A 25,618-nucleotide genomic window follows, 5' to 3' on the forward strand; every position below is an offset into this window, starting at 1 on the left:
CGATTTAAAACTGACCGGTCGTATTTAAAATAATAAAGAGAGGTTCATATGCGTATATCAAGCAGTTACAGGAAAACCCCGTCCCAAGCCATACAGGCTGCAATAATCGGCTTTAGCCTGGGCGCGATGCTGAGCGGCGCGGCGCAGGCCGATGAAACCTGCGCATCACCTTACATGAAAAAAATTACCGGGCAGGAAGATTACGTCTATATCTGGACCCTGGGTGAGCAAGGCGTAGGCGATGAACAGGACAAGCTGGTAACCGTGGACGTCAACCCGAAATCCGGTAAATACGGCAAGGTCGTCGACGCCTTGTCGGTTGGCGGGCGAAACGAGGCCCATCATTCCGATTTTACCGACGATCGCCAGTATCTTTGGGCGGGCGGGCTCGATACCAGCAAGATATTTGTCTTCGACGTTCACAGCAATCCGGGCAAACCCACGCTATCGAAAACGATTACCGACTTTGTGGAAAAAAGCGGCGGCGTGGTAGGCCCGCATACCCTCTATGCGCTGCCGGGACGCATGCTGATCACCGCCTTGTCCAACAATAAGGATCACGGCGGGCGCACGGCACTGGTGGAATACACCAATGGCGGCGACTATGTCGCTACGCACTGGATGCCGACCGACGGCAATTTGCAAGGCGCCATCAAGAGCGGTAAATATGCCGACGGCTATAACTATGACGTTCGCGCACTGCCGCGCAAAAATCTGCTGCTGACTTCATCCTTCACCGGCTGGAACAATTACATGATGGACTTCGGCAAAATGCTGACCGACGCGGAAGCGATGAAGCATTTCGGCAATACCGTGGTCGCCTGGGATCTGCATACCAAACAGCCGAAGAAAGTGTTCGACGTACCCGGCGCGCCGCTGGAAATCCGTTGCGCCTGGGGTGAAAACCACAATTACTGCTTTACCAGCACCGCGCTGACCTCGCAAATCTGGCTGATTTACGAGGACGCCAAAGGCGAATGGCAGGCCAAAGCGGTAGCCGATATCGGCGAGCCGTCGAAAGTGCCGCTGCCGGTGGATATTTCCATTTCCAGCGACGACAAACTATTGTGGGTCAACACTTTCATGGACGGCAATACCCGCGCTTTCGATATCAGCAACCCGGAAAAACCGGTGCAGGTTTATGAAAAGCATATCGGCGCGCAGGTGAATATGGTGTCGTCGAGCTGGGACGGCAAACGCCTGTATTACACCACTTCGCTGCTGGCGAACTGGGATAAGAAGGGCAAGGACAACGAACAGTTTTTCAAACTGTATCATTGGGAAGGCAAGGAGTTGAAGGAACAATTCGCGATTGACTTCCATACCGAAAAACTGGGACGTCCGCACCAGATGCGTTTCGGCGCGCGCGCGCTGTACTCGGCTCAAACCCTTCCTCAAACGCAGCTGCAAGCGAATGCCAAATAACCTTCTGTTTGCGCTGCTCGCCGTATTCGCCATTTCACCGGCGGCGGCTCACGAAGCCGCATCGGCCACATTGGCGCCCGGGTATCGCGCGCTACCGTTCACGGCGCCTCAGCCCGGCAGTTACATACTGCCGGTGCTGGGCAGCGCCGCTGACGGCTCGGTAGTGGACAGCAGCGGCAAACCGGTCAGCCTGCACGCGCTTTACGATGGAAAAATCGTGCTGTTGAGCTTTATTTACGCCACCTGCAACGACGTCAACGGCTGCCCGCTGGCAACCGGGGTATTGCAGCAAATCAAAACCCGGCTCAAAAACAAACCTCAATTGAGCGGGAAGCTGAGGCTGATTACCATCAGCTTCGACCCGGAACACGACACACCGGAAGTCATGCGCCATTACGGGCAAGGTTTCCAGAACGCAGGCAGCGATTGGCGGTTCCTTACCACGAAATCGGAAATGGAAATCCTGCCGATACTGCAAAATTACCAGCAGTCGATCGATAAAGAATATGACGCGCAAGGCCGTCTAACCGGTAAATTTTCTCATCTACTGCGCGTATTCCTGATCGACAGTCACCAGCGGATACGCAATATTTATACGATATCGGTGTTGCATCCCGACATGATCCTGGCCGATATCGAGACCTTGCTGCGTGAATCATCGCCTGCCGTTGTCGGCAATCACGCCCCGGAATCTGCGGACGCCACGGATCCATTGCGTCCCGGCGACGACAAATCCGGCTATGCCGACAGCGCTTACCAAACCCATACGCAGGCGCTTAACGCGCGCAGGGAAAAACCAGCCGATCTGTTCCGGCGTGCGCGGCAGCCTATGCTCGGCCTGCCCCAGCTCCCCACCCCTAAAGACAACCCGCTCACTCCCGCGAAAATCGCGCTAGGGCGCAAGTTGTTCCATGATCGCCGCCTGTCGCTCAATCAAACCATTTCCTGTGCGATGTGCCATATCCCGGAACAAGGCTACACCAGCAGGGAGCAGGCTACCGCGACCGGCATCGAAGGCCGTAGCGTGCGGCGCAATGCGCCGACGCTATACAACGCCGCTTACCTGACGCGTCTGTTTCACGACGGCCGCGAATCGACTTTGGAAAATCAGGCATGGGGGCCGCTGCTGGCCGCCAATGAAATGGGAAACCCGTCGATAGGCTACGTAGTGGACAGGCTCGCAATGCTTGCGGATTACACGGGACTGTTCCAAAAAGCTTTCGGCCGTGAAGCCGGTATGGAAACAGTCGGACAAGCGCTGGCGGCGTATCAGCGCACGCTGGTTTCGGGCAACTCGGCCTTCGACCGCTGGTATTTCGGCAAGGAGCACAAGGCGTTATCGCCGTCGGCGCAAGCCGGCTTTGCATTGTTTACCGGCAAGGGCGGCTGCTCATCCTGCCACCTCGTCTCCGGCGAATATGCGCTGTTTACCGACAACGATCTGCACAATACCGGCGTCGGCTATCTCGACAGCATGAAAATACAGCCCACGCGTCAACCGGTACAGGTCGCTCCGGGCATTGCCCTCGACGTCGATGGCGCAAGCATCGCCCAGGTCGCGGAAATCAAGGCCGGCGACCTCGGACGCTACGAAATAACGCAACGACCGGAGGACCGCTGGAAGTACCGAACGCCAACGCTGCGCAATATCGCCCTGACTGCGCCCTATATGCACAACGGCTCGGTTGGCGAGCTCAAATCGGTGGTGCAGTTTTACAATCGAGGAGGAATAGCCAATGAAACGCTCGATCCGCGCATCCATGCGCTGGGTTTGTCGGAGCAGGAAATCGACGCTTTGGTGGATTTTCTGAGCGCGCTCACCGGCTCGGACAACGAAACCCTGGTAGCGGACGCTTTTGCCGCGCCAATAGGGAATTGATGATCCCACAAAGATCGATAAGGTCGAATCTACAAATTACGTTTTTTAGCGATCGAAGGCGACTAGATCTGTGCGCAACAACACCGTGCAGATCCGCCTTCCGCCATTTACTAACAACGCTGCGGGACGGATACGAGTTCAATGAGCCGGTACGAGAACATATGCCCGGCTTTATCCGCACTGTTAACGCCGACGCGTTATAATGGCAGACTGAATTTAAATCATGAGTAAGTCCATATGTCACCCCGTCACCCTCTCATCAGTATTCGTTATTTCCACTTTTTAATAGCGGTATTTCTTTTGCCTTCGTTGAGTTTTGCAGAAGAAGCAACAGCCGCGGCGCAATTGGACTTAAAACATCATTTCGTCGGCTATCTTGCGATTGCATTAACGGCCGTTGCCTACATCATAGCAATGACCGAAGATGTTCATGAAATGAAAAAATCGAAACCGATGATATTGGGGTCGGCGTTAATCTGGTTCGCGATCTGTATTTATTATACGCTGCACGGACAGGCCAGAGTCGCCGCCACGGCGTTTGAGGTCAACCTGACGGCTTACGTCGAATTGATGCTGTTTATCGTGGTGTCGATGACTTATCTGAATACCTTGAGCGAACGCGGCATTTTTAACGGCTTGCGAATTTACCTGCTCAACAAGCAATATTCTTATCGGCAGCTATTCTGGATTATCGGCGCGCTGGCCTTTTTCTTTTCCACGTTCGTCAGCAGCTTGACGGTCGGTTTGTTGATGGGAGCAATCGTATTGGCGGTAGGGAAAAACCAGCCTAAATTTATCGCGCTGACCTGCGTCAATATTGTAGTCGGCGCCAATGCCGGCGGCACCATGAGTCCGTTGGGCGGTATTTCAACCTTGTTCGTCTGGCAGAAAAACATACTGCATTTCACCGAGTTTTTTGCCTTGACCGTTCCCTGCCTGATCAACTTTATTATACCTGCCGCCATCATGCACTTTGCCGTCCCCAGGGAAACGCCTCACGCAGCCCAGGAGACGATCATATTAAAACGGGGCAGCAAGCGCATTATTTTTCTGTTTGGCGTCACGCTCCTAATGACAGTCCTGGCAAATATACTGCTCGAAATGCAGCCGGTATCCGGCATGATAGCGGGTTTGGGACTATTGCAGTTTTTCGCCTATTATTTGATGGTATCCGAAAAAGAAGGGTGCGACGAATCGCAAAAGGGTTTCGACATTTACAAGTGCATTGCCGGCGTCGATTGGGATACGCTGCTGTTTTTCTACGGCGCCATGCTGATAGTCGGCGCGCTCGATTTCATCGGTTATCTGGGCCAGATCGCACATTATTTATTTATTGAAATCAACGTCACGCTGGCCAACGTGTTGATCGGTTTGTCATCCGCGTTTGTCGATAACGGAACCCTGATGTTTGCGGTTTTGAGCATGCACCCCGATATTCCGAAGGGACAATGGCTGTTATTGACGCTGACCCTGGGCGTGGGCGGCAGCCTGCTGGCGATAGGCTCCGCGCCCGCGCTGCATTTGCTGGGGCTGGTTAAGGAGGGCTACAACTTTACCTTCCATTTACGCTGGATGCCCGCCATTTTACTGGGTTTCTTTTTAAGCGTCGGCGCGCTGTTTTTGTTAAATCCGGGCAGTTTTTGACCGGTGTCAGGGAGGCCTGAACCCATGCCGTAAATAAGTCACGTCCTCCCTTTGGGCATGGGTATCTACACATCTCCCATCGCCTTTCCTGGAATTTCAAACCTTCGAGGAAAGGCAAAGTCGGCGAAGGCTTGCAATTCCTCAATGGAATATTCATTCAAGACGCCCCATAGGCTGAAGCGCTTGAACAGACCATCCAGCAAAGCGGGTGCGGTGACCGGGCGCGTTCGCTTCATTTGCCGTCCCGATAAACGCACCAAAACCTCTCGCGTGCGCACCGTCTGTTCACCGGTTTCCCGCATCGGCCGCCAAGCCAGTACGCACGCCTGCGTGGCAATGAGGACGCGCCTGAATAACGCCGGTCCGGTTTCCTGTTCCCAGCATTCCAACTGATGCCCCGCTGCCTTGAGCAGTTTGAAGAACGATTCTATCTGCCGGCGATAGTTGTACCACAAGGCAATCCGCGCTGCCGGAACAGATAACTCCACGTCGGTCGGCAGATACCATTCCGCTAGGCGTCGCATTCTGTCTCCACGTTTTGCTGAGACAACGCCGGCAACGGCCTCGCCAAACTCAAGGGTGTTACTTGTTTATTTGACGGAAACCGCCACAATGCCTGCGCATGCGAAGCACGGCGCGTACCAGCAAACAGCGTTTTCATGCCCGCTGCCGGCTCGCGCGTGCAATTGCCATGCGCGCTGACCAGGTTTTCGAACCGCCTCTTCAGCCGTGGTTCAAGCTTTAAAAAATCTGATGCATACTACATATCATCGCAATTTATCCGGCTTGTGCAGATACCCATGCTTTGGGAGAGGGATGTTATACCTGCTGTAACATCCCTCCACCAATACGCTGCGCACCTGCTGCCGATTCGAGATACATCGATCGAAAACCGTCAACACTCTCCGCGCCCCTTCTTAATACAGGTATATCCGGAATCGTGAACAGCTTCTTTCTAACTAAGGAAAAACATCCGGGGCAACCTTCCCACCACAGGATTCACTCACGGGCCATTTGATGGCCTATGCCACGCACAGTCATTGCACGGCAGCGTCCCCCGGACAATTGGCCGAGCTTATCGGACACTGTTCGTGTGCAGTCGGTACTGCGATCGAAACGGGCCAACGGCCGTCCCACGCCTTGCCCCGAAAACTCGTTGTTGCCGACCATCCGTTCCGTATTGCGTACCCGTTCTTCAGGCTGGTTGAGCCAGGCACTCAATTCCAGTGTACGGCTACCCCATTCCGCTCTGCGTTTTGCGGGACCGACTGACAAACACCAAAGTCGCTCAAGCGTTCGGACAAATCAGCGCTGGCGGACGCGCCAACCAAGGCTTGCGCGCGTGCCTGAGAATGCCGCGTATAAGCGCGCCAGTCCCCACGTAGTAAATGACTTGAGTCATCATCGCCCGCATCCGCTTCCAGGCCGATGATACTATCGGCATCGTCCCCTTTACTCATGAGCATCAATACCGTCGACGCCCGGCACCATATAACGATCATAGCGAAGCTGCGGCAATAAAAAACTTCATTGTCTGACTTTACCCATTTTTACACTTCGCACACACACATTTACAGCGCATTTTCCTAAACTGCCCGTCAATGCAACCACGGAGAGATATCGTGTTGATAACGACACTGCCGGCAAACACGGACAACTCAGACCATAATCGCACGCGGGGGCGGCCATGAAGGAAATAGCGCTCAAGATGCTGCTGGGCGACCGAGGCAAATACATTGGCATCATTACCGGTATCGCGCTGGCTTCGCTCATCATGATCCAGCAGCCCGGCATCATGATTTCGATACTTTCCCGCACCTACAGCTTTATTACCGACGTCGGTTTACCCGACATATGGGTAATGGACCCTAAAGTGCAGCACATCGACGATTCCAAACCGATGCGCGACACGGAGCTGTATCGCGTCCGCAGCGTTCCGGGCGTCGAATGGGCAGTGCCGCTCTACAAAGGCAATCAGAAAGTGCGCCTGAGCAACGGGGAAACGGTCAACTCCAATCTGCTGGGTTTCGACGACGCGACCTTGATCGGCGGACCGGCCGAGATGCTGGAAGGCAAGCTCGAGGACTTGCGCCTGACCGACGCCGTGATTGTTGATCAAGCGGGAGCGACCGGGCGTCTGGCGACGCCGCCCGTGCAAAAAGGCGCGCCGGCAACGCCGTTAAAAGTGGGCGATATTCTGGAAATCAACGACAAACGCGCGCGCGTGGTCGGCATTGCGCTGTCCACACCGTCGTTTCAGTCCATGCCCATTATTTACACTACTTTCAGCCGAGCCAAACACTTTTCGCTGAACGAGCGCAAACTGCTATCGTTTATCGTGGCCAAAAGCAAACCCGGAGAATCGCCGCAGCACGTCGCAGAACGCATCATGGGCAGCACCGGACTGCTAGCCTGGACGTCGGATACGTTCAAAGAAAAGTCGCTGGACTACTTCATGAAGAACACGGGCATACTGATGGACTTCGGTTTCATGGTCGTCATCGGCTTCATTGTCGGCGCGGCGGTGACCGGCCAGATTTTCTATAACTTCACGCTCGACAACCTGCGCTATTTCGCCGTGTTCAAGGCCATGGGCGCAACCGATCGCATGCTGCTCGGCATGATTATGCTTCAAGCCTTGCTGGTCGGTTTCATCGGCTACGGGATAGGCGCAGGAATTTCCGCAGTCTTCGCCGTCGCCAAGAAACAAAACAACAGTCCGGGGCCGGGGCTTGACCTTAGTTGGCAATTATTGCTGGGCAGCGGTAGCGCTGTGCTGGCGATTTGCCTGCTGGCGGCATTTATCAGCGTGCGCAAGGTATTCAAACTGGAAGCGGCCCAGGTATTCAAGGGATAAGCATGAAAAACGAAACACTTCGGCCGCTTGCCGTGCGTTGTAATTCGCTAACCAAGCGATACGGCAGCGGCGAAACCGCAGTGCAGGCCTTGCGCGGCATTGACCTCGACGTTCATACCGGAGAACTGTTAATGCTGGTCGGTCCGTCGGGCTGTGGAAAAACCACGCTGATTTCCGTGCTTGCCGGCATTCTCGACCCGGACGCAGGCTCCTGCGCGCTGTTCGGCCGCAATTTGATGTCCATGCGGACGCACGAACGCGCTGCGTTCAGAGGACTCAACATCGGCTTCGTGTTTCAATCCTTTAATCTGATTCCGGCATTGACCGCAGCCGAAAACGTATCGATACCGCTACGTATCAACGGCGTAAATAGACAGGACGCACAGGCGCGCTCGGAGGCCGTGCTGCGCGAGGTAGAACTGAGCGGAAAGGAAAACGCATTGCCGTCGCAACTCTCCGGGGGACAACAACAACGCGTTGCCATCGCCCGCGCGCTGATACACAACCCGCGTCTGGTGGTGTGCGACGAACCGACCAGCGCGCTCGATCACGGCACCGGCCAACGCGTTATGGAAATGCTTAAACGGATTGCAGTAAGCCGCGAACGCGCGCTGGTCATCGTCACCCACGATGCCCGCATCTTCGAATTTGCCGACCGCATCGCGCATATGGACGACGGACGTATCCTGCGTATCGAACACGTAACAGCACGAAATCAATAATGAAACTGAAAAACAGCATCCTCCCCACGGTCGCCGTCCTGGGCTTCCTGTTCGCCTGTATTGTCGCAGCGCGTTCGCAACGCGCAGCCCCGGTAGCGCAACCGCTGACGCTGCCGGCGCAAGCGCCCTACACGGCCTATCTGGGCGGCTCCGGCATCATCGAGGCCAGCACCGACAATATCGGCATCGGCACATCGCTGCCGGGAATCGTTAGAAAGGTCCATGTCCGTGTCGGAGACCGGGTAAAAACCGGCTCGGTGCTATTCGAGCTCGACGGACGCGAGTACCGTTCGGCGCTCGATGTCAAACGCGCAAAATTACTGCAAGCCCAGGCTGCCGTCAGCGAAGCCAAAGCCAGCCTTCAAGACTATCGCACTCAATTTGCACTGATGCAGAATGTAAAGGATAACCGGGCTATCAGCATGGACGAGTTTGAGAAACGGCGTAACGCCGAGCGGCTGGCAACGGCCAAACTGGAAAGCGCAATAGCAGCGGTGACTGCCGCAGATGCCGATGTAAAAGCCGCAGAAACCGACGTCGAACGGCTTTCCGTCCGTGCAACGTCCGACGGTGAAATTCTGCAAGTCAACGTACATCCCGGCGAGTATGCCGCGACAGGGACACTTGCCACGCCGCTGGTGCGTTTGGGAAATCTGGACGACTTGCACATCCGCGCCGACATTGATGAAAACGATGCATGGCGGTTTCGGCCCGGCTCCAAAGCGACCGCCTACTTGCGCGGCAACCGCGATATAAAAATAGACCTCGAATTCGTTCGTGTCGAGCCGTACATCACGCCCAAGACATCGCTGACCGGTTCCAGTTCGGAGCGCGTCGATACACGGGTTCTGCAAGTTATTTTCAAGTTCGAACGTTCACGTCTACCGGTTTACGTAGGGCAACAGGTGGATGTTTTCATCGAAACCACGGAAACGGCCGGCGCATCGTTATCTCAGGAAAGGCTTCGTCAGTGAATACGAAACTCGCCACTCTACTGCTGACGGCGCTATTATCGGGATGCACCGTCGGCCCCGACTATACGCCGCCGACATCGCAACTTCCCGAACACTGGATTGAAAGCGCGGGGTTTCGTAAAACGCCGGGGAGTTCGTCCGAATGGTGGAAAAAATTCAACGACCCCACGCTGAACCGCCTGATCCGGGAGGCGATACTCAATAATCTCGATCTGAAACAGACCTATACACGTATCGTCGAAGCACGCGAACAACGCACGGTAGCAATAGCGGCAGGTCTGCCTATCGTATCGACGAAAACAAGCGTCAGCAGACGCTTGAACAATGCCGGTCAAAGCGGCTCCGGAGGACTTCCCGGCGGTTACGGCTTCGGGGGCTACACCGATATCCTGCAACTCGGCTTCGATGTATCATGGGAAATCGATCTGTTCGGCTCGATCCGGCGTTCGGTGGAGGCGGCGCAGGCATCGCTCGAAGCCGAGGTCGAAAACAGCCGGGACATCCTGATAACGCTGTTGGGGGATGTCGCCAGATATTACATAGAAATGCGCCGCGACCAGCGGCTGCTGGAAGTCACCCGGGAAAACCTCAGGCTCCAAAGCGAAACCGCCCGTTTGACTAGAATCAGCGTCGAAGCCGGATTGTCGCACACACTGGAAGCGGCGCAAGCAGACGCCCTCGTCGCTCAAACCCAGGCTACGCTGCCGCAGTATGAAACGCAGCGCAAACAGGCGATGTACCAGATCGAACTGCTGCTGGGAAAACAACCGGGCGCGCTGAAAAACCTGCTCGAAAGCGAGCAACCCATGCCGGTCACGCCGGAATATATTGCGGCCAGCCTGCCATCCGAACTGCTAAGGCGGCGGCCCGACATCCGTAAAGCGGAGCGTGAGCTCGCGCAGACAAATGCAAATGTCGGCGTGGCCGTGGCCGATATGTACCCCAAATTCAATATTGCCGCGTTTTTAGGTCTGCAGAATACGCAGCTCACCGATATAACCGCGTTGGGAAAATCATGGTCCGCGGCCGGCACGTTGACCACGCCGGTGTTCAATTGGGGAAAAATACAAGCCAATATCACCGCCAAGGAAGCCCAGCATGATCAGGCCTTGCTTTCCTATCAATCCACCGTGCTTGGCGCGCTGAAAGAAGTGGAAAGCAACCTCGTGGCCTACGCCCAGGAAAAACAGCGCTGCGCGTCCCTGGCGCAGGCGGTAGCATCCAATCGGCTGGCGCTGGCGCTTTCGCAGGAGCGTTACCGCTCGGGACTTACCTCGTTTTTGAACGTACTGGACTCGGAAAGAACGTTGTTCAGCGCCGAAAGCGACTGGGTAGCCAGCCAGGCCCAGGTTTCTTCCGACATGATCGCCATATACAAGGCACTGGGTGGAGGATGGGAAACCGCACTCGCCGACAGCGGCGACATAGCGCGTTCAAACGACACCGTTAACCCGCTCATGATTGCGCCATTGCGCTGATTTTGAGCACGGTCCGTCAGTTGCGAACCGTCATCGGCGACCGCCATTGATACTTCCGAACGGAGGAGCGCAGAAGTTTGCGACAGTATTGTAATTAGAATACCTTAAGCAGCGCTTATAGGGGTAGAAAAGCGCCAATGTGCCAACTCAAAACGAAAATCGTGCGTCAATATTAACGTGCGATTAATTTAGTAGGCGCCTTCACGGAATATCTCCATTGTGGGAAGAATTATCCCTGGAAAACCATCTGCCGGCCGCCAATGGCTACGGAACCGCTGCCCGTTGACTACATTCCACAGCGACATTCGAGGCCGGCCTGCGCACGCCCAATTCATCCAAACATTCCGGCAATTGCCGATCTACCGCAATAAAACGCTAAAGTCCTGTCAAATCTGACAGCTTACTTCGAGAAACCGCACGCCTATAATCCAAAAGCCAGGAGCTATAAAAAACGTCTTTCGTAATTTTAGCTCCGTTCAAAGCGTTACTCGTCTCTTGCGCGAGTGAAAGAAAGAAACCGGTTTCAATCAGCGATTCATCGATTGCGTTTTCATCCAACCTTACGGAGACAGCATGTTTCAGAACCACTTACCGATCGGCGAGTTTGATATTTATAACGCTAAAAAAGACGAAACTGTCGACATTCACATACATGTCCGAAAAGCCAAACTTTCGGACAACCCCAACAACGATCCGCCGATGGACAATGTCTGGCGCTACATTCGCAAGGGCTCCAAAGAAGACGGACACGGCTTGTTGCCTGTCAACCTCGGCCCGATTCTCAATGTGAACCGTAACGCGCCGTTAAATGTACACTGGAACAACGACCTGTCCAGCGGCAGCATGCAGGGTATGCCGGACATGGGAAATCCGGGTTATTTACAGTCTCCGCCGATCAACCCGGTGCCAATGGATTATATGATGCCGGGCATGAACGGTTCCGTCGGCACGGTCGCCCACTTGCACGGCGCCAAGGTGCTGCCTGGTGCGGACGGTTGGCCGCTGACGCCGCTAAGCTTCCCCTGCAACCCCTACGGCTTTCCAACCTCAGCCACGTACCATTACCCCAACGATCAGCGCGCCTGCATGTTGTGGTTCCATGACCACGGCATGGACAACACCGGGCCGCAGGTCTATGCAGGCTTGGCCGGGCTGTATTTTGTTCGCGACGAATCCGACGCCTCCCTCTTCGATCTGATCGGCGGCGCTGCCCAGGAAATACCGCTGGTGATACAGGATCGCATGGTGGATTGCGACTACTGCTGCGTGGACTATCTGACCGGCAGGCCGGTAAACCCTGCGGACAAGACGTTCGATCGTCCGGAATTTCTCGGCGAAACCATCTTCGTTAACGGCCGCGCCTGGCCGCATCACGAACTGAGCCGGAAAGTCTATCGCCTGAGAGTGCTGAACGGCTCCAATGCCCGCACCTATGCGCTGGCGCTGATCGATCCCAATCCCTGGGCTTCCACCCCGATACCGTCGCAACCCGAAGTCTGGCACAGCGATTTACTAACGGTCATCGGCAACGACGGCGGTCTGCTCCCCGTCAGCAAAACGCTGGCGGCCACCGACTATATCCTGCTTGCGCCCGGCGAAAGACTGGACCTGCTGCTGGATTTGACCGGCGTCGACCCTGCCGTGACCGGCAAACTGCGGCTGGTGAATCTGGCGGTAAACAGCCTGCACAACGGCGACTGGCCGGAAGCGATCTTTCAAACCGAAAACGATATCAATACCTCGGCCAGCCCTGCCTACGTTGCGGCTTCGATTTTAAAACCCGTTCCCTCCGACGCGTACGACCGCACCCCGCTCGCATCGATAACCGGCATCAAACAAGCCAATATCCTGCAATTCTGTCTGAAAGACGACCCGAAGGTTAAGGCCGCCGCGCTGGACCGGGCCAAACTCGATCAAATTCTTCATGCGCATGCCGACGAGGACGGTTTTTTCTGGGACGGCAAGCTCCTGACCTTGCCGGCAGGCAAAACAGTCGCCCGCAACCGTCTGGTGCTGCTGATGAACAACACTTCGCAGCTAAACGGCGCCAGTCCCTACAGCGGAGTGGACTGGCAGGATACGCAGATATGGGAAATGCAGGCGACCGGCGGCGGCGCGCCCTTCGCCATACCTTTCTATGTGGATCTGACCAGCGCCAACCCGGCGCCCGGCAATCCGGTAGCCGGCCAGAATTACAAAGTGGCGCGCGCGACGTTTTTCGACCCGAAAACTGAAAACCAGACCATATCGCCGCAAAATCCGCATTATCCTGCATTGCAGCCCTCCTCTATCAAACCCGCCGCGGGCAGTTACGAACGCTGGTATGTCGCCAATATCGGCAACCAGCAACCGCTGAGCGCGGCAATCATTACCCAAGGCGGCCCGGCCGTACCGGATATGCATCCGTTTCATATGCATCTGGTCAACTTCGTAGTGCAACGGCGTTTTGTACTCAATCCGACCAGCAACGGCTTTGTGCCGGTCAGCCATGCCAACACCTTCGACAACGAAGCGCGGCACGACACGGTACGCATCCAGTCCAACGAGCTGCTTGAGCTGCTGGTGTACTTCCCGCCCGGTTATAGCGGCCGTTACCCTTATCACTGCCATCTGGTGGAGCATGAGGATATGGGCATGATGCTGCATTTCGAAGTGTCTTGAACCTGAGTGCGGTATTTTCGAAGCATGACGCGTTCTGTCGATCATTACCGTTTCTACTGACGACCCACAAAGCAAAAACGTACGTTATTATTGACGTACGTTGTTTTTGTCGTACCGTTAAATTACTCAAAGGAAAGTAAGGGTTATTTCATTGAGTTACGTGCTCCATTCAAGCCATTTCAGCCCAAAAGCGGTCGCCATGACACGCCCTGCCATTTCTTCTATAATGTATGTATATATTGAATAGCAAGGGTGGGCAACCCTGCACCGCACCCCGATGTATCTGCGGGACGGCCTGTATGAAAAGCTCAAGACGCGGTCGCGCAATGTCGGCGTGAGCATTTCCGGGCTCATACGCCGCTCCCAGGAAAAAGACATCCAGCAAGATGCTGTCGCGCTGACGCCAGAGCGTTTTTCGAACGCATCAATCCGCTGGAAAGCTTTGCCGGCATCGAACCGGAAAATTTCATTCGAGAACTGCGTAAAAACAGCCGACTACTCAGATCCGACAGCGATGATGCCTGAGCGGCTGATACTGGATACCGATATCGTTATCCATCTGCTAAAAAACAGCAGGAAACCGTTGCCCGTTGTGGACAAACAACCGTAAACACTACCCGATGGTAGATATTGCCTTATTCGAACCCGCATAACCGCCCCGCTAGACTCCGCCCGTAAATTGAGCCTCATACTTTGGACAAATCCGCATTAAACGAACTGGAACAGCAGCTAACCCACTGCATGCGCCGCGAGCAGCTTCGGCTGCGCAAAACCCTGGAAAGATTCAGCGTCGACCTCCGCAAAGGCAACAGCCTGGACGAAGCGCAATGGACATCGTTGCAAACGCGCGTTTCTGCCTCCGTCGAGCAATACGAAGCCCGCAAGCTCAGCATCCCGGCGCTGAACTACGCCGAAGAACTGCCGGTCAGCGAGCGCAAGGATGAAATTCTGGCGGCGGTGCGCGCGCATCAGGTGGTGATCGTCTGCGGCGAAACCGGTTCCGGCAAGACCACACAGTTGCCGAAGATATGCCTGGAAGCGGGACGCGGCCTGAGCGGTTACATCGGTCATACCCAGCCGCGCCGTATCGCCGCGCGCGCGGTGGCGTCGCGCATCGCCGACGAACTGAAACAGCCGCTGGGCGCAGGCGTGGGTTACAAGGTCCGCTTCAACGATCACACCCGCCCCGACAGCCTGATCAAGCTGATGACCGACGGCATCCTGCTCGCCGAAACCCAGCAGGACCGCTTTCTCGATCAATACGACACGCTGATTGTCGACGAGGCGCACGAACGCAGCCTGAACATCGACTTTCTGCTCGGCTATCTGCGCTGGCTGCTGCCGCGCCGTCCCGACTTGAAGGTAGTCGTGACCTCGGCCACCATCGACCCGCAACGCTTTTCGCGTCATTTCTTCGATGCGCCGATTATCGAGGTTTCCGGGCGCACCTATCCGGTCGATATCCGCTACCGTCCGGTGCAGACCGACGAGGAAGACGAAACCGAAGCGGTCGAACAGCGCGAAATTCTGTTCGCTGTGGACGAGCTGTACCGCGAAGCGCCGGGCGATATCCTGATCTTCCTGAGCGGCGAGCGCGAAATCCGCGAGACCGCCGAAGCCTTGCGCAAGCACCACCCCGCCGACACCGAGATTCTGCCGCTGTACTCGCGCCTCTCCGGCTCCGAGCAGGAGCGCGTATTCAAGCCCGGCAAAAAACGCCGCATCGTGCTCGCCACCAACGTCGCGGAAACTTCGCTGACGGTGCCGGGCATCCGCGCGGTGATCGACACCGGCTACGCGCGCATCAGCCGTTACAGCCACCGCAGCAAACTGCAGCGCCTGCCGATAGAACGCATTTCGCAAGCCTCGGCCAATCAGCGCTCGGGCCGCTGCGGGCGTCTGGGGCCGGGCATCTGCATCAGGCTGTACAGCGAAGAAGATTATCTGGCCCGCCCGGAATTCACCGACCCGGAAATACTCCGCACCAATCTGGCGGCGGTGATGCTGCAAATGAAGGCGCTGGGCCTGGGCGAGCTGTCCGATTTTCCGTTTATCGAGCCGCCGGACGAGCGCATGGTGCGCGACGCCGTCAAGACCCTGCAGGAAATCAACGCGATAGACGCCGGGCGCAAACTGACCGAACTCGGACGCAAGCTGTCGCGCCTTCCGGTCGACCCGCGTCTGGCGCGCATGCTGCTTGCTGCGTCGGAAGAAAACAGCCTGACCGAAGTGTCGATCATCGTCTCTGCGCTCAGTCTGCAAGACCCGCGCGAACGCCCCGCCGACCGCCAGCAGGCCGCCGATCAGAAACATGCCCGCTTCAAGGACGAGCGCTCGGACTTTTTAGGGCTGCTCAAGCTGTGGCAGGATTTCGAGAAGCAGAAACACGATCTGTCCAACAACAAGCTGCGCAAATATTGCCAGGACAGTTTCATCTCTTATCTGCGCATGCGCGAATGGGAGGAAATCCACCAGCAAATCCTGCAAGTCGCACGCGGCGAGCTGAGTCTGCGCTTTAACCAGGCGCCTTCGGAATATTTCGAAATTCATCGTCCGCTGCTGTGCGGTCTGCTCGGCAATATCGGTTTCCGTCAGGAACAAAACGAATATCTCGGCGCGCGCGGGCTGAAGTTCCAGATATTCCCCGGTTCGGCGTTGTTCAAGGCGCGCCCGAAATGGATCATGGCGGCGGAACAGGTGGAAACCTCGAAAGTCTACGGGCGCATGGTCGCCAAAATCGAGCCGGAATGGGTGGAAGCCTGTGCGCAGCATTTGCTGAAGCGCCATTATCACGATCCGCACTGGGAGAAAAAAGCCGCGCGCGTCGCGGTGTTCGAACGCACCACGCTGTACGGCCTGACGCTGGTTAACGGACGCCGCGTGCCGTATGAAAACATCGATCCGGTCGCGGCGCGCCAGCTGTTCATCCGCTCGGCGCTGGTGACCATGGATTACGACAGCCGTGCGCCGTTTTTCGTGCATAACCGGCAACTGCTGGAGGAAGCGGATTACCTGCAGCAAAAAGGCCGCCGCGTCGATTTGATGGCGGACGAGGAGGCGATTTATCAGTTCTACGATGAACGCATCCCGGCAGACATCAACAGCGGCGTGACCTTCGAATCGTGGCGACGCAAGATCGAAAAGAGCAATCCGCGCTTTTTATTTATGGCGCAGCAGGACATCGCGCGCAACGCGGAGCAAACGGTCAGCGATCGGGATTTTCCCGATCAATGCCAGGTGGGCGATATTCCCATCCGTCTCGAATACCGCTTCGAGCCCGGCAACGAGGACGACGGCGTTACCGCGCTGATTCCGCTGCATCAACTGAATCCGCTGACCCGCACATCGTTCGACTGGCTGGTACCCGGCCTGTTGGCGGAAAAAGTTGCGGCGCTGATCAAGAATCTGCCGAAAACCCTGCGCAAGCATTTCGTGCCGGTGCCGGATTATGCCGCGCAGGCACTGCAGCGCATCGACCCGAAAGAGCCTATTCTGACGCGCGCATTGGGAAAAGCGCTGCACGCGATAACCGGCGTGAACATACCGAACGACGCCTGGAGCGAGGAAGGTTTGACGCTGCATTTGCGCATGAATTACGCCGTACTCGATGAAAACAGCGTGGTCATCGACCGTTCACGCGATCTGGAACAGCTCAAATGCAAGCACGCCCAACTCGGCGTGCAAAGCTTCACCGCCATCGCCGCAGACGTGCTGTCGCTGAGCGGCTGCCGCAGTTGGGAATTCGGCGACATCGCGCCGCAGGTGCAAACCCAGCAGGTGCAAGGCTACCCGGCGCTGATCGACGAAGGCGAAACCGTAGGCCTGCGCATCTTCGACACCGCAGCCGCCGCGCGCGCCAGTCATGAGCAGGGATTGGTCAGGCTGTTCCGTCTGGCGATGAACAAGGAGCTGAAATACCTGCGCAAAAACCTGCCGTTCACGCCCGCGAGCGAACTGGCTTACCGGCAGCTTCCGGCGCATCCGTACCGCAAGGATGAAAACATACGCGAAGCCGATCTGCGCGACGACACGCTGGATCGCATCATGGCGACGCTGTTCGTGGAAGGCGCGGAGGATATCCGTAGCGAGAGCGCTTTCAACGCACGACTGGCGGAAGTACGCTCGGAGCTGGTGCCAACCGGCAACGCGGTAGCCGCCAGCATCGGCGACAATCTGACGCAATATGCGGCGCTGTCGGCGAAAATGAGCAAACTCCCCGTCGCCGCCAGCTCCGACATCCGGCAGCAATTATCGCTGTTGCTCTATCGCGGCTTTTTAACGCATACGCCTTACCGCGCGTTGAAGGAAATTCCGCGTTATCTGAAAGCCTTGGCGTTCAGGATGGAAAAAGCGCCGCAAGATCCGCAACGCGATCAGAAACTGTTGCAGGAACTGCTGCCCTATTGGAAGGCTTTTTGGGACAGAATCGCGCAAGGCAAGAAAACCACGCCGCCGGAGCGCGATGACTTCCGCTGGATGCTGGAAGAGTTCCGCGTTTCGCTGTTCGCGCAGTCGCTGAAAACCGCGTATCCGATTTCGGCCAAGCGGATCAAGGAGGCTTGGGAGAAGAGGTTGAAGGCTTGATGGATAAACACCGCGCGCAGGGACGGAAAAGTGAAGCGCTCAGCGGATTGCATTCTTGTACTATTGGGGCGTATAAACGCATAAATCACAATTTTAACGAAGACAAACAACCATGAGCACCATCCGCTGGAATGTCTCCGTCTCCGCCGAGACCGATCAATCGCTACGCCTGTTTCTTGCCAATCAGGGCGGCGGCAAAGGCGATCTCTCCCGTTTCATAGAAGAAGCCGTACAGGCCCATATACTGGAGTTGACCGCCGAACAGGCCAAGACCGCCAACGCCAAATTCAGCGAAGCCGAGTTATCCGACATGGTGGATGAAGCCCTGCAATGGGCTAAACAGCACTGATGCGCGTGGTACTCGATACCAACATTCTGTTAAGCGCGCTGATTTCACCTCATGGAGAGCTCCCGACGTTATTGACCGCGCTTGGCGCGCCGCGCCGTTTCGAAGTTGTCTCGTCACAACTACAGCTGGATGAAATCCGCCGCGCCAGCCGCTACCCCAAGCTGCAGGCGGTACTTCAGCCCTCTAAAGTCGGCGTCATGGTCAATAACCTGTAGCGCGCCATCATACTGAAAAACCTGATCATCACCGATGAAGCAGATGCCCCTGACGACTCTTTTAAAAGACACGGCGAGTTTGCTGGTCGAAGCTAAACGGTGCAGTCTGCTGTACGATCTGCGGGGAGCTTTGCTGGACTAGCGATACGCGGGTTCATCTCTCCGACGCCGTTATCGAGGCGGCCTGTCAGGCTGTGGAGCATCATTGGATCGATCAGCTTACTCTGCCGCATTGATCGCAACGCGTTCAGCTTATAACCGCTTCGTCATTAAACGACGCTTGTGGTCGTGGTAGCCTGTCCGTGCATAAAGCGCTGTTGCCCCCTGCTGTTATCGGCTTCCGATTCGAGCCGCACAGCCGATAAAGAAGTAATCCGTCTCAACTTGGCTGTATCACTGTAATGGAACAATCGCAACGGACGATTGCAAACCGTTATACGCCCGTCCGGCTTCGCTCCTGTTGTTGCAATAACGCCGGAAGCAATGATCGAATGCGCTCAATACCTGCGTTGATTGCCAGGCTTGCGGCACCCTCTCCATATGCCATGCCTTGCAGATAAACAAATTGTATTGATTTGAGGCCAACCGTCTGCAATGCACAACGCAAATAGTCGCTGAGGAAATCCGCTTGACTGGCCCGTTCACCCTGATGAAAGCCGCCGGATGTGACCACAACAAAAACCGGACGATCGTTTAGCCTTCCAATTTTTCCGGTCGGCGTAGCATCAAAGGTACGGTTAATCCGCAATACATAGTCGATCCAGGCTTTCAGCGCGGCTGGAACCGTAAAGTTATGTATCGGCGTGGCAATGATCAGCAAGTCGCAGGACTCCAGTTCACCAATCAGGATTTCGGATAACTCAAATGCCGGACTATCGTCAGCGGCTCGATCCTGCACAGCTGTGGCGTATGCCGCCGAAGGCAAGATCATTTCCGGCGCAGACAACAGTCGGTGTACGGCTTCGGCAGTTGGCCACAGGACATGAATTTGCGCCAATAGAAATTCCACGACCGACCAACCGGAGCTTGCGTATACATGCGGACTGCCGTTCACAACTAAAATCCTAGGCATTGTTTACTCCATTGAGGCTTTCTACAAAGCGCATGCCTTTGGCTAATAAGCCTTGCCGATAATAAAACCGCTGGGCATAAGGCATGTACAAACCGGTATCGAGCACCAAATTTGCACAATCAACCGTCAGCGCATATTTTCTGACATATTCGATCAGGCTTTTTCCGATACCACCGTTTTGGCTGGATGGTTCAACCACAAGATCATCCACATACAAAAATTTGCCATACAGCAGGTTTTCGCCCAGACGAAACCCAATCAGGCCCTGCCATTGCCGGTCATGTCGGAATCCCGCCAAACGATAACCGGCTTGAGCTTGCCGCTGCACCCGGGCCGCAAATGCCGCCGCATCCGGCAAATGGGGGCGAAGTATGCTCATCAGTTGGTAAACCGCTACGATGTCATCGTTTTCAATAATCTCGTCAATAGATTGCATCATTGGATTCCTCCTGCCTGATTTCCGGCGGCGTTCTCGATGCAATCATCAACCGGTTCCAGGCATTCATTTCGGCCACTGCAAGCGTCAGGTCGGATAATTCGTTTTCACTGAATTGCACTTTAGCCAACCGATAGACGGACTCCGGCACTTCGGCATCCCTTAGCGCCGTGACCGCCTCTGCCCAAGCCAAAGCAGCAAGTTCCCGCTCGGAAAACACATTGGCTTCCTTCCAGGCCGCCACCAGATGGATCTTGACGATGGATATGCCGTTCTGTTGCGCCAATGGCGCATGCATATTGATGCAATAAGCGCAGCCGTTGATTTGTGAGATGCGCAACCGTATCAGTTCGAGCAAGCCGTGGTCGAGCCCGCAATCCTGAACGTATTGATGTAAACCGTACATGGCCTGATAGCCACTGGTTTGATAGCTGAAGCGTTTGGTCATTTGCAACTCCTGTGTTGTTTATATGGCGAGCTGGATGCTATTATCACCAATGAAATGGTTTAACAAAAATACCAATAAGTTAAAAAACAACCAGACCAATTTACTGTAAGCAGGTCATGAGACAAGCAGAACAGCTTGAACTTTCCATTGCAACGAAACCGGCACAATGCTCGATCAAAGATTGGGTTTACAGCGAGATACGCCTGGCCATTTTGAGTGGCCGTTTGAAACCCAGGGCCAGACTGCCCACTACCCGGGATTTTGCCAAACACTACGGTGTTTCTCGCAGCATGGTGGTTTTGGGTTATGAACAATTATTGGCGGAAGGCTATATTGAGTCCCATACCGGCAAAGGCACGTTTGTCTCAGCCAAATTGCCGGATAATCTGGATAGCGCACCTGCTCCACAAAACCGCGCCGCAGTTTCGCTAAAAGGCCGGTTATCCAGAATGGGCAAGGTATTGGCGGACAGCCCGTTTTTTTATGGTGCTGAAGAACCGGCTCCCGTTCCGTTCAAACCCAACCAGCCGGACTACGGGCACTTTCCATTGAGCATCTGGAACCGCATTGTCTCGAAACGTGCAAATGCCTTGCGTCCTCGCAGCATGGGTTATGCAGATCCGGCCGGTTATCTGCCGTTGCGTGCTTCGATTGCGGAACATCTGCGTTATACGCAGCGTATTCGTTGCACGGCGGAGCAAGTGGTCATTACCAACAGCGCCCAGCAAGCTTTGGATTTGTGTATACGTTTGCTGCTCGATCCGGGCGATACGGTGTGGATGGAAGACCCCGGTTATCCCGGCGCGAAAGCCTTGTTTTCAGCAGTTGGCGCCCAGGTGATTGCCGTACCTGTTGACGCAAACGGCATGGACATCCAGGCGCCAATCCAAATGGTTGCACATGCCAAGCTGGCCTATGTGACTTCCGCCCATCAATCGCCAATTGGTCCTGCACTGAGTCTGGAACGGAGAATAGCACTGCTGGAATGGGCCGAGCAGCATCAAGCGACCATTCTGGAAGACGATTATGACGGTGAATTCAGGTTTAACAGTACGCCGGTTGCGCCGATCAAAAGTCTCGATTCCACCGACCGGGTGATCTACATGGGTACCTTCAGCAAACTGCTGTTTCCCAGTATCCGTTTAGCGTATGTGCTGTTACCGGAATGGCTGCAAAAACCGTTTGCGTCGGCAATGAGCCTGACCTGCCGCCATGTCGGTCTGGAAGCCCAAACCGTGCTGTGCGAATTTATTGCCGAAGGCCACTACGCCAGACATTTGCGCCGCATGAAGCTGATCTATCAAGAACGCGCCGAAGCGTTTACATCTGCCTGCGATGAGCAGCTTGATGGGTTGCTCGACGTTTGCCCCATATCCACCGGACTCGATGCCTGCGCCTTTCTGCCGGAAAATTTCGATGATGTCGAGGTATCCTGGCGCTTGAAACAATGCGGCATCGAAGCGCGTCCATTATCGTTTTACGGCATCGAGCGCAAGCCACGCAATGGGTTAGTGTTGGGGTTTTCAGCATTCACGCCGGAACAGATTGTCAGCGGTGTTCAGCAGATGAGTAAAATCCTTGCGGAATATCAGGGCTCCAGTTCAGCGTTTCGAAACGAAGCTCCCACAAGAAACATTTCGACCGCCCGGCCGATCATATGCTGAATCTGTGTTGGCGTTAATACGGGCGGACTTTGCTGGTAGAGCCGCGCATCCGTTTCAGCCCTCAAAAGCGACAGGAACTGCAGAAGAGCAAATAAGTAGAGAATAGGATTCCACATTCCGTAGGCCGAGCCTAACTGTTTCCGTCTCTTTCGTTTGGCGGTGTCTCATTAGCCCTGCCTTAGTCAGTTGCTCCTGCCCTCCCTCATCAAACCGTGCATGCGCTATTAACGCACACGGCTTTCCGATGTTCTTCACACTGGGCATGCGCCGTTTTCCAGCCTGGAGCGGCGGCACCGGCGTTGACTAAGCGCGATGCAGTTCCTGGCGAATCGTATCCCTTATCACATCGGCCAAGGTCTGCCCTTCGGCAAACTGTCGTAGCGCCTCATTCATTAATGTTTGGTAATTGCCGCCGCTCTTTTCGGCGCGCGCCTTAAAGATGGCCAGCGTAACGTTATCAACCCGCATCGTGATGCGCGTCTTTCCGCCCTGTTCGGCTTGAAGTTGCGCCAGCGCCGGGACTTCAACGACCGGCTTGGCATCGCCGAAGTCCATGTCGGCATATTGGTTATAGAGCGGATCGGAATTGTTGTTCATAGCGTTTTCTTTGGGGTTGGTTGGCCTTCCATGCGGAAATCAAGCGGATGCTATCCTTGCGCAGCGTCCACACCACAATCAAAATGCGCCCTTTTGCGCCCATGCCCAGCGTTACAAAACGCTGCTCACCATCGGCACCCTATCCTCGCGCGTCAGCGCGTAAGGGTCGAGCAACACCGGCTTAGCCTCGTCAAAGGTAACGCCCTCATGATTGATCGGATTAGCGGCGGCTCTCTCGGGATCGAAGATTATATGCATGACGGCATAATATGCACGATTGTGCATATAGCCAAGCAATCAGGCATGTAATCCTCAGTGTCTAGCCGGCGTAATCTGACCGCTGGTGTAGGCTGATTGGAAGTATTTAAAACCATGGTCGTAAAAAATGAATCGGAAACGGGTGTTTGTCTAATGTTGTAAACTAGGGCTACGAGGTACACTTCCATAGCTATGATCACATTCGACACATTGACGTTTGTTAAAAAGCTGGAATCATCCGGCGTAGATGCCAAACAGGCAGAAAGCCATTGCCGAAGCGTTTCGCGATGTGCAATCTGAAGCTGATCCACTCACCAAAAAAGATTTGCAGATTGAACACGCACCCATCAGGTCCGATTTAACCATCGTGAAATGGATGATGGGATTCATATTCGCCGCAGAGGTTATGCCATGGATATTCAAGCTGTTTGCATGACAAACCGCGTTTACCGACTCCGCACGCCCAATGCGCGGTCACAAGAAGCATAGAGTCTAGTTAAACCGCTTCGTCATTAAACGACGCTTGTGGTCATGGTAGCCTGTCCGCGCATAAAGCGCTGTTGCCCTGCTGTTATCGGCTTCCGATTCGAGCCGCACAGCCTTCATACCCAGACTGCCGCATAGTTTTTCCACCTGCTCAAGTACTTGGGAACCGGCTCTTTTTTGCCTGCTCGAAGGTTCGATAAACAACTCATCGACAAATGCGATGACGCCATCGAACTCAAGGCTGAAGCAAAAAGCGATCAAGACATACCCGATCGCATTTCCGTTATTCTTAACGATCAACAAACGCCCCCGCGATTCGTCCTGGATAAAATGCATCAGGGCATCGGTTTTCTGCGCTTCGTGATAGGGATACCCGAAATGATGATAAAACTGCCGGACCAAGGGTAACAGGACCGGTATGTCTTGTTGTTTGGCCGATTCCAGCAGGATCTGAAAACCGGGATTGGGATGTGTCACGCGATACTCCTTCACTGCAAGCTAAAGCCTGGTTCGAATATGCAAAATGTGGCTTGGCATTTTTTGGGGGGCATGTCATTTTACAGAACGCGGCCTGTTGGTTTTTGTATTTCTGACACCCTTAAATAAGTATATACTTTTCGTATATCATACAAAGGAGGCATACCATGGCATACGCACGCGTGTTTCAATCGGGCAATAGTCAGGCAGTCCGCTTACCTAAGGAATTTCGTTTTAAAACAGGCAAGGTGGAGATTTTTCGGCGCGGCAACGAAATTGTACTGCGTGAACAGGCCGACAATGCGCTGGCGATTTTCGAAGCGTTGAGCAGTCTGCCGGACGACTTTCTTGAGCAGGGTCGCGGAGATATGCCGCCGCAGCATAGAGATAGCTTCTGATGGCGGTGCGTTATCTGCTGGACACCAATATTTGTATTTACATCGCCAAACACAACCCTCCGCAGGTGCGGGAACGTTTTGCCCTTCACGCGGCAGATGAGTTGGCTATGTCGGTGATTACCCTGGGCGAGCTGCGTTTCGGCGCAGAAAAGAGCCAGTATCGCGAACGCGCGCTGGGGGTGATCAGCCAGTTGGCTGCGATGATGCAAATTGCGGAGCTGACGGAAACCGTAGCGGAACACTATGGACAGATTAGGACTGCTTTGCAACGCAACGGGCAAATCATCGGCAACAACGACTTGTGGCTGGCTGCACATGCCCGCGCCGAGGGATGGATTTTGGTCACCCATAATGAGCGGGAATTTACGCGTGTCGATGGTTTAAAGGTCGAGAACTGGAGCGTTTGATTCGATTATTTTTTTCAGTGCGTCTCGGTTTGTGGATATTGGGGGTATTATTTCAACAGACCTTATACTACGGCTGTTTGTACTTATTCGGCCTTGGGTCTGCGGGTAAGGCTGTCGAGACACGCCGTGAATCCATCCCTGGAGGCTCGACTGCGACATCCCTGCCGCAGACGGTCTCGCCAACCTTACCCGCAGCCCTTTTCGTGGCGTCACTTTCGGTAGTACTTTCAGCTATAAAAAGTGAAGCAACGGGCGTCTTGGATCAATTTATTCTGACCCTATTCGCTTCCTCTTTAGTAAGCGCGTAACGCTACCATCTATTCCAGCGATGCCGGCTGCTGTTCAATATCCGCAACAGCAAACGGCAGCAACTCGTCTATACGGCTGTTGGGCCAGACAGGGAGTTTTTCCAGCGTGTCTTTTAATCATTACGCCGGGCGGATTAAGCCCATTGAGTTTGGCGGTGCCCAGTAAAGTTTGTATTGCAGAGACGCGTTGACCGCCGCGCTCGGAACCGGCGAACAGATGCTAGTTTTTATATAGACGGGTCGGCTGGGCGCTTACTCTTATTTAAGTTCCGCCTTATC

Annotated in this window: 25 protein-coding genes and 1 pseudogene; 16 read left to right on the top strand and 10 right to left on the bottom strand. The window is 55.0% G+C overall.

Annotated features, from left to right (window positions below; all coding sequences use genetic code 11):
• Nucleotides 1-126: 126 nt before the first annotated feature.
• The 3 genes from mtoX (at nucleotide 127) to nhaD (ending at nucleotide 4,948) form a co-directional block, all read left to right on the top strand.
• Complete coding sequence (gene mtoX / locus F6R98_RS18005; RefSeq protein WP_153251130.1) at nucleotides 127-1,425, top strand: methanethiol oxidase; 1,299 nt, start codon at nucleotides 127-129, stop codon at nucleotides 1,423-1,425.
• Complete coding sequence (locus F6R98_RS18010; protein WP_153250248.1) at nucleotides 1,415-3,304, top strand: cytochrome c peroxidase; 1,890 nt, start codon at nucleotides 1,415-1,417, stop codon at nucleotides 3,302-3,304. The genes mtoX and F6R98_RS18010 overlap by 11 nt, the downstream gene beginning before the upstream one ends.
• Before the next feature lie 237 nt (nucleotides 3,305-3,541).
• Nucleotides 3,542-4,948: a sodium:proton antiporter NhaD gene (gene nhaD, locus F6R98_RS18015; RefSeq protein ID WP_153250249.1), complete on the top strand. Its 1,407-nt coding sequence runs from the start codon at nucleotides 3,542-3,544 to the stop codon at nucleotides 4,946-4,948.
• Nucleotides 4,949-5,013: 65 nt separating this feature from the next.
• On the opposite strand, the gene F6R98_RS18020 is transcribed toward nhaD, so the two are convergent.
• Together F6R98_RS18020 and F6R98_RS18025 are read right to left on the bottom strand one after the other, a co-directional pair.
• Complete coding sequence (locus F6R98_RS18020) at nucleotides 5,014-5,472, bottom strand: hypothetical protein (protein WP_153250250.1); 459 nt, start codon at nucleotides 5,470-5,472, stop codon at nucleotides 5,014-5,016.
• A gap of 693 nt (nucleotides 5,473-6,165) precedes the next feature.
• Nucleotides 6,166-6,408: a hypothetical protein gene (locus F6R98_RS18025; protein WP_153250251.1), complete on the bottom strand. Its 243-nt coding sequence runs from the start codon at nucleotides 6,406-6,408 to the stop codon at nucleotides 6,166-6,168.
• 227 nt (nucleotides 6,409-6,635) lie between these two features.
• Between F6R98_RS18025 and F6R98_RS18030 the strand changes: the two genes are divergently transcribed.
• The 9 genes from F6R98_RS18030 (at nucleotide 6,636) to F6R98_RS18070 (ending at nucleotide 18,788) form a co-directional block, all read left to right on the top strand.
• Complete coding sequence (locus tag F6R98_RS18030) at nucleotides 6,636-7,805, top strand: ABC transporter permease (protein ID WP_153250252.1); 1,170 nt, start codon at nucleotides 6,636-6,638, stop codon at nucleotides 7,803-7,805.
• A gap of 2 nt (nucleotides 7,806-7,807) precedes the next feature.
• Nucleotides 7,808-8,527, top strand: a complete 720-nt coding sequence (locus tag F6R98_RS18035; protein ID WP_153250253.1) for an ABC transporter ATP-binding protein — start codon at nucleotides 7,808-7,810, stop codon at nucleotides 8,525-8,527.
• A complete protein-coding gene (locus F6R98_RS18040; RefSeq protein ID WP_153250254.1) occupies nucleotides 8,527-9,501 on the top strand; it encodes an efflux RND transporter periplasmic adaptor subunit in 975 nt (324 codons plus the stop codon). The genes F6R98_RS18035 and F6R98_RS18040 overlap by 1 nt, the downstream gene beginning before the upstream one ends.
• Nucleotides 9,498-10,979 (top strand): efflux transporter outer membrane subunit, encoded by a 1,482-nt coding sequence (locus F6R98_RS18045; protein ID WP_228124947.1) that lies wholly within the window; start codon nucleotides 9,498-9,500, stop codon nucleotides 10,977-10,979. Before F6R98_RS18040 ends, F6R98_RS18045 begins: the two co-directional genes overlap by 4 nt.
• Nucleotides 10,980-11,552: 573 nt before the next feature.
• The gene (locus F6R98_RS18050; RefSeq protein WP_153250255.1) at nucleotides 11,553-13,640 is read left to right on the top strand and encodes a multicopper oxidase family protein; all 2,088 of its coding nucleotides are present in this window, start codon (nucleotides 11,553-11,555) and stop codon (nucleotides 13,638-13,640) included.
• A gap of 277 nt (nucleotides 13,641-13,917) precedes the next feature.
• Complete coding sequence (locus tag F6R98_RS18055; RefSeq protein ID WP_153250256.1) at nucleotides 13,918-14,250, top strand: hypothetical protein; 333 nt, start codon at nucleotides 13,918-13,920, stop codon at nucleotides 14,248-14,250.
• Nucleotides 14,251-14,333: 83 nt separating this feature from the next.
• On the top strand, nucleotides 14,334-18,224 hold the full coding sequence (gene hrpA / locus F6R98_RS18060) for an ATP-dependent RNA helicase HrpA (RefSeq protein ID WP_228124948.1): 3,891 nt from the start codon (nucleotides 14,334-14,336) through the stop codon (nucleotides 18,222-18,224).
• A 112-nt stretch (nucleotides 18,225-18,336) separates the two neighbouring features.
• Nucleotides 18,337-18,573, top strand: a complete 237-nt coding sequence (locus F6R98_RS18065; protein WP_153250257.1) for a ribbon-helix-helix domain-containing protein — start codon at nucleotides 18,337-18,339, stop codon at nucleotides 18,571-18,573.
• A complete protein-coding gene (locus F6R98_RS18070) occupies nucleotides 18,573-18,788 on the top strand; it encodes a PIN domain-containing protein (RefSeq protein WP_228124949.1) in 216 nt (71 codons plus the stop codon). Before F6R98_RS18065 ends, F6R98_RS18070 begins: the two co-directional genes overlap by 1 nt.
• Nucleotides 18,789-19,221: 433 nt before the next feature.
• On the opposite strand, the gene F6R98_RS18075 is transcribed toward F6R98_RS18070, so the two are convergent.
• Genes F6R98_RS18075 through F6R98_RS18085 form a run of 3 tightly spaced genes read right to left on the bottom strand, consistent with a single transcriptional unit; the run spans nucleotide 19,222 to nucleotide 20,744 of the window.
• Complete coding sequence (locus F6R98_RS18075; protein WP_153250258.1) at nucleotides 19,222-19,860, bottom strand: FMN-dependent NADH-azoreductase; 639 nt, start codon at nucleotides 19,858-19,860, stop codon at nucleotides 19,222-19,224.
• A complete protein-coding gene (locus tag F6R98_RS18080; RefSeq protein WP_228124950.1) occupies nucleotides 19,853-20,341 on the bottom strand; it encodes a GNAT family N-acetyltransferase in 489 nt (162 codons plus the stop codon). Before F6R98_RS18080 ends, F6R98_RS18075 begins: the two co-directional genes overlap by 8 nt.
• Nucleotides 20,283-20,744, bottom strand: a complete 462-nt coding sequence (locus F6R98_RS18085; protein WP_153250259.1) for a carboxymuconolactone decarboxylase family protein — start codon at nucleotides 20,742-20,744, stop codon at nucleotides 20,283-20,285. Before F6R98_RS18085 ends, F6R98_RS18080 begins: the two co-directional genes overlap by 59 nt.
• A 116-nt stretch (nucleotides 20,745-20,860) precedes the next feature.
• Here F6R98_RS18085 and pdxR point away from each other — a divergent pair, with 116 nt between their 5' ends.
• Entirely contained in the window at nucleotides 20,861-22,408 is a 1,548-nt protein-coding gene (pdxR, locus tag F6R98_RS18090) for a MocR-like pyridoxine biosynthesis transcription factor PdxR (protein WP_153250260.1), read from the top strand.
• A 303-nt stretch (nucleotides 22,409-22,711) separates the two neighbouring features.
• Here pdxR and F6R98_RS18100 read toward each other — a convergent pair whose 3' ends face one another.
• From F6R98_RS18100 to F6R98_RS22220, 3 genes are read right to left on the bottom strand one after another with little or no spacing between them, the layout of a single operon-like run.
• Nucleotides 22,712-23,005 (bottom strand): BrnA antitoxin family protein, encoded by a 294-nt coding sequence (locus F6R98_RS18100; RefSeq protein ID WP_153250262.1) that lies wholly within the window; start codon nucleotides 23,003-23,005, stop codon nucleotides 22,712-22,714.
• On the bottom strand, nucleotides 22,977-23,108 hold the full coding sequence (locus tag F6R98_RS22900) for a BrnT family toxin (protein ID WP_407079257.1): 132 nt from the start codon (nucleotides 23,106-23,108) through the stop codon (nucleotides 22,977-22,979). Before F6R98_RS22900 ends, F6R98_RS18100 begins: the two co-directional genes overlap by 29 nt.
• A gap of 8 nt (nucleotides 23,109-23,116) precedes the next feature.
• Nucleotides 23,117-23,263 (bottom strand): BrnT family toxin, encoded by a 147-nt coding sequence (locus F6R98_RS22220; RefSeq protein WP_228124951.1) that lies wholly within the window; start codon nucleotides 23,261-23,263, stop codon nucleotides 23,117-23,119.
• A 247-nt stretch (nucleotides 23,264-23,510) separates the two neighbouring features.
• Between F6R98_RS22220 and F6R98_RS18110 the strand changes: the two genes are divergently transcribed.
• Entirely contained in the window at nucleotides 23,511-23,699 is a 189-nt protein-coding gene (locus tag F6R98_RS18110; RefSeq protein WP_153250263.1) for a hypothetical protein, read from the top strand.
• Between the two features lie 56 nt (nucleotides 23,700-23,755).
• Here the strand turns inward: F6R98_RS18110 and F6R98_RS18115 are convergent, their stop codons facing one another.
• Nucleotides 23,756-24,226 (bottom strand): GNAT family N-acetyltransferase, encoded by a 471-nt coding sequence (locus tag F6R98_RS18115; RefSeq protein WP_153250264.1) that lies wholly within the window; start codon nucleotides 24,224-24,226, stop codon nucleotides 23,756-23,758.
• Between the two features lie 167 nt (nucleotides 24,227-24,393).
• Between F6R98_RS18115 and F6R98_RS18120 the strand changes: the two genes are divergently transcribed.
• On the top strand, nucleotides 24,394-24,624 hold the full coding sequence (locus tag F6R98_RS18120; RefSeq protein ID WP_153250265.1) for an antitoxin: 231 nt from the start codon (nucleotides 24,394-24,396) through the stop codon (nucleotides 24,622-24,624).
• Nucleotides 24,624-25,031 carry a type II toxin-antitoxin system tRNA(fMet)-specific endonuclease VapC gene (gene vapC, locus F6R98_RS18125; RefSeq protein ID WP_153250266.1) on the top strand — a complete coding sequence of 136 codons (408 nt, stop codon included), beginning with the start codon at nucleotides 24,624-24,626 and terminating at the stop codon, nucleotides 25,029-25,031. Before F6R98_RS18120 ends, vapC begins: the two co-directional genes overlap by 1 nt.
• 317 nt (nucleotides 25,032-25,348) lie before the next feature.
• Here vapC and F6R98_RS22225 read toward each other — a convergent pair.
• A pseudogene (locus F6R98_RS22225) lies at nucleotides 25,349-25,556 on the bottom strand (transposase domain-containing protein); the annotation flags it as partial.
• Nucleotides 25,557-25,618 lie beyond the last annotated feature (62 nt).

Source organism: Candidatus Methylospira mobilis (assembly GCF_009498235.1).
GTDB classification, from domain to species: domain Bacteria; phylum Pseudomonadota; class Gammaproteobacteria; order Methylococcales; family Methylococcaceae; genus Methylospira; species Methylospira mobilis.

Excerpts from the sequence above, each read along its gene's own strand:
- mtoX (WP_153251130.1), top strand. The coding sequence starts at position 127 with ATGCTGAGCGGCGCGGCGCAGGCCGATGAAACCTGCGCATCACCTTAC.
- F6R98_RS18010 (WP_153250248.1), top strand. The coding sequence starts at position 1,415 with ATGCCAAATAACCTTCTGTTTGCGCTGCTCGCCGTATTCGCCATTTCA.
- nhaD (WP_153250249.1), top strand. The coding sequence starts at position 3,542 with ATGTCACCCCGTCACCCTCTCATCAGTATTCGTTATTTCCACTTTTTA.
- F6R98_RS18020 (WP_153250250.1), bottom strand. The coding sequence starts at position 5,472 with ATGCGACGCCTAGCGGAATGGTATCTGCCGACCGACGTGGAGTTATCT.
- F6R98_RS18025 (WP_153250251.1), bottom strand. The coding sequence starts at position 6,408 with ATGAGTAAAGGGGACGATGCCGATAGTATCATCGGCCTGGAAGCGGAT.
- F6R98_RS18030 (WP_153250252.1), top strand. The coding sequence starts at position 6,636 with ATGAAGGAAATAGCGCTCAAGATGCTGCTGGGCGACCGAGGCAAATAC.
- F6R98_RS18035 (WP_153250253.1), top strand. The coding sequence starts at position 7,808 with ATGAAAAACGAAACACTTCGGCCGCTTGCCGTGCGTTGTAATTCGCTA.
- F6R98_RS18040 (WP_153250254.1), top strand. The coding sequence starts at position 8,527 with ATGAAACTGAAAAACAGCATCCTCCCCACGGTCGCCGTCCTGGGCTTC.
- F6R98_RS18050 (WP_153250255.1), top strand. The coding sequence starts at position 11,553 with ATGTTTCAGAACCACTTACCGATCGGCGAGTTTGATATTTATAACGCT.
- F6R98_RS18055 (WP_153250256.1), top strand. The coding sequence starts at position 13,918 with ATGTATCTGCGGGACGGCCTGTATGAAAAGCTCAAGACGCGGTCGCGC.
- F6R98_RS18065 (WP_153250257.1), top strand. The coding sequence starts at position 18,337 with ATGAGCACCATCCGCTGGAATGTCTCCGTCTCCGCCGAGACCGATCAA.
- F6R98_RS18070 (WP_228124949.1), top strand. The coding sequence starts at position 18,573 with ATGCGCGTGGTACTCGATACCAACATTCTGTTAAGCGCGCTGATTTCA.
- F6R98_RS18075 (WP_153250258.1), bottom strand. The coding sequence starts at position 19,860 with ATGCCTAGGATTTTAGTTGTGAACGGCAGTCCGCATGTATACGCAAGC.
- F6R98_RS18085 (WP_153250259.1), bottom strand. The coding sequence starts at position 20,744 with ATGACCAAACGCTTCAGCTATCAAACCAGTGGCTATCAGGCCATGTAC.
- pdxR (WP_153250260.1), top strand. The coding sequence starts at position 20,861 with ATGAGACAAGCAGAACAGCTTGAACTTTCCATTGCAACGAAACCGGCA.
- F6R98_RS18100 (WP_153250262.1), bottom strand. The coding sequence starts at position 23,005 with ATGAACAACAATTCCGATCCGCTCTATAACCAATATGCCGACATGGAC.
- F6R98_RS22900 (WP_407079257.1), bottom strand. The coding sequence starts at position 23,108 with ATGGGCGCAAAAGGGCGCATTTTGATTGTGGTGTGGACGCTGCGCAAG.
- F6R98_RS22220 (WP_228124951.1), bottom strand. The coding sequence starts at position 23,263 with ATGCATATAATCTTCGATCCCGAGAGAGCCGCCGCTAATCCGATCAAT.
- F6R98_RS18110 (WP_153250263.1), top strand. The coding sequence starts at position 23,511 with ATGCCAAACAGGCAGAAAGCCATTGCCGAAGCGTTTCGCGATGTGCAA.
- F6R98_RS18120 (WP_153250265.1), top strand. The coding sequence starts at position 24,394 with ATGGCATACGCACGCGTGTTTCAATCGGGCAATAGTCAGGCAGTCCGC.
- vapC (WP_153250266.1), top strand. The coding sequence starts at position 24,624 with ATGGCGGTGCGTTATCTGCTGGACACCAATATTTGTATTTACATCGCC.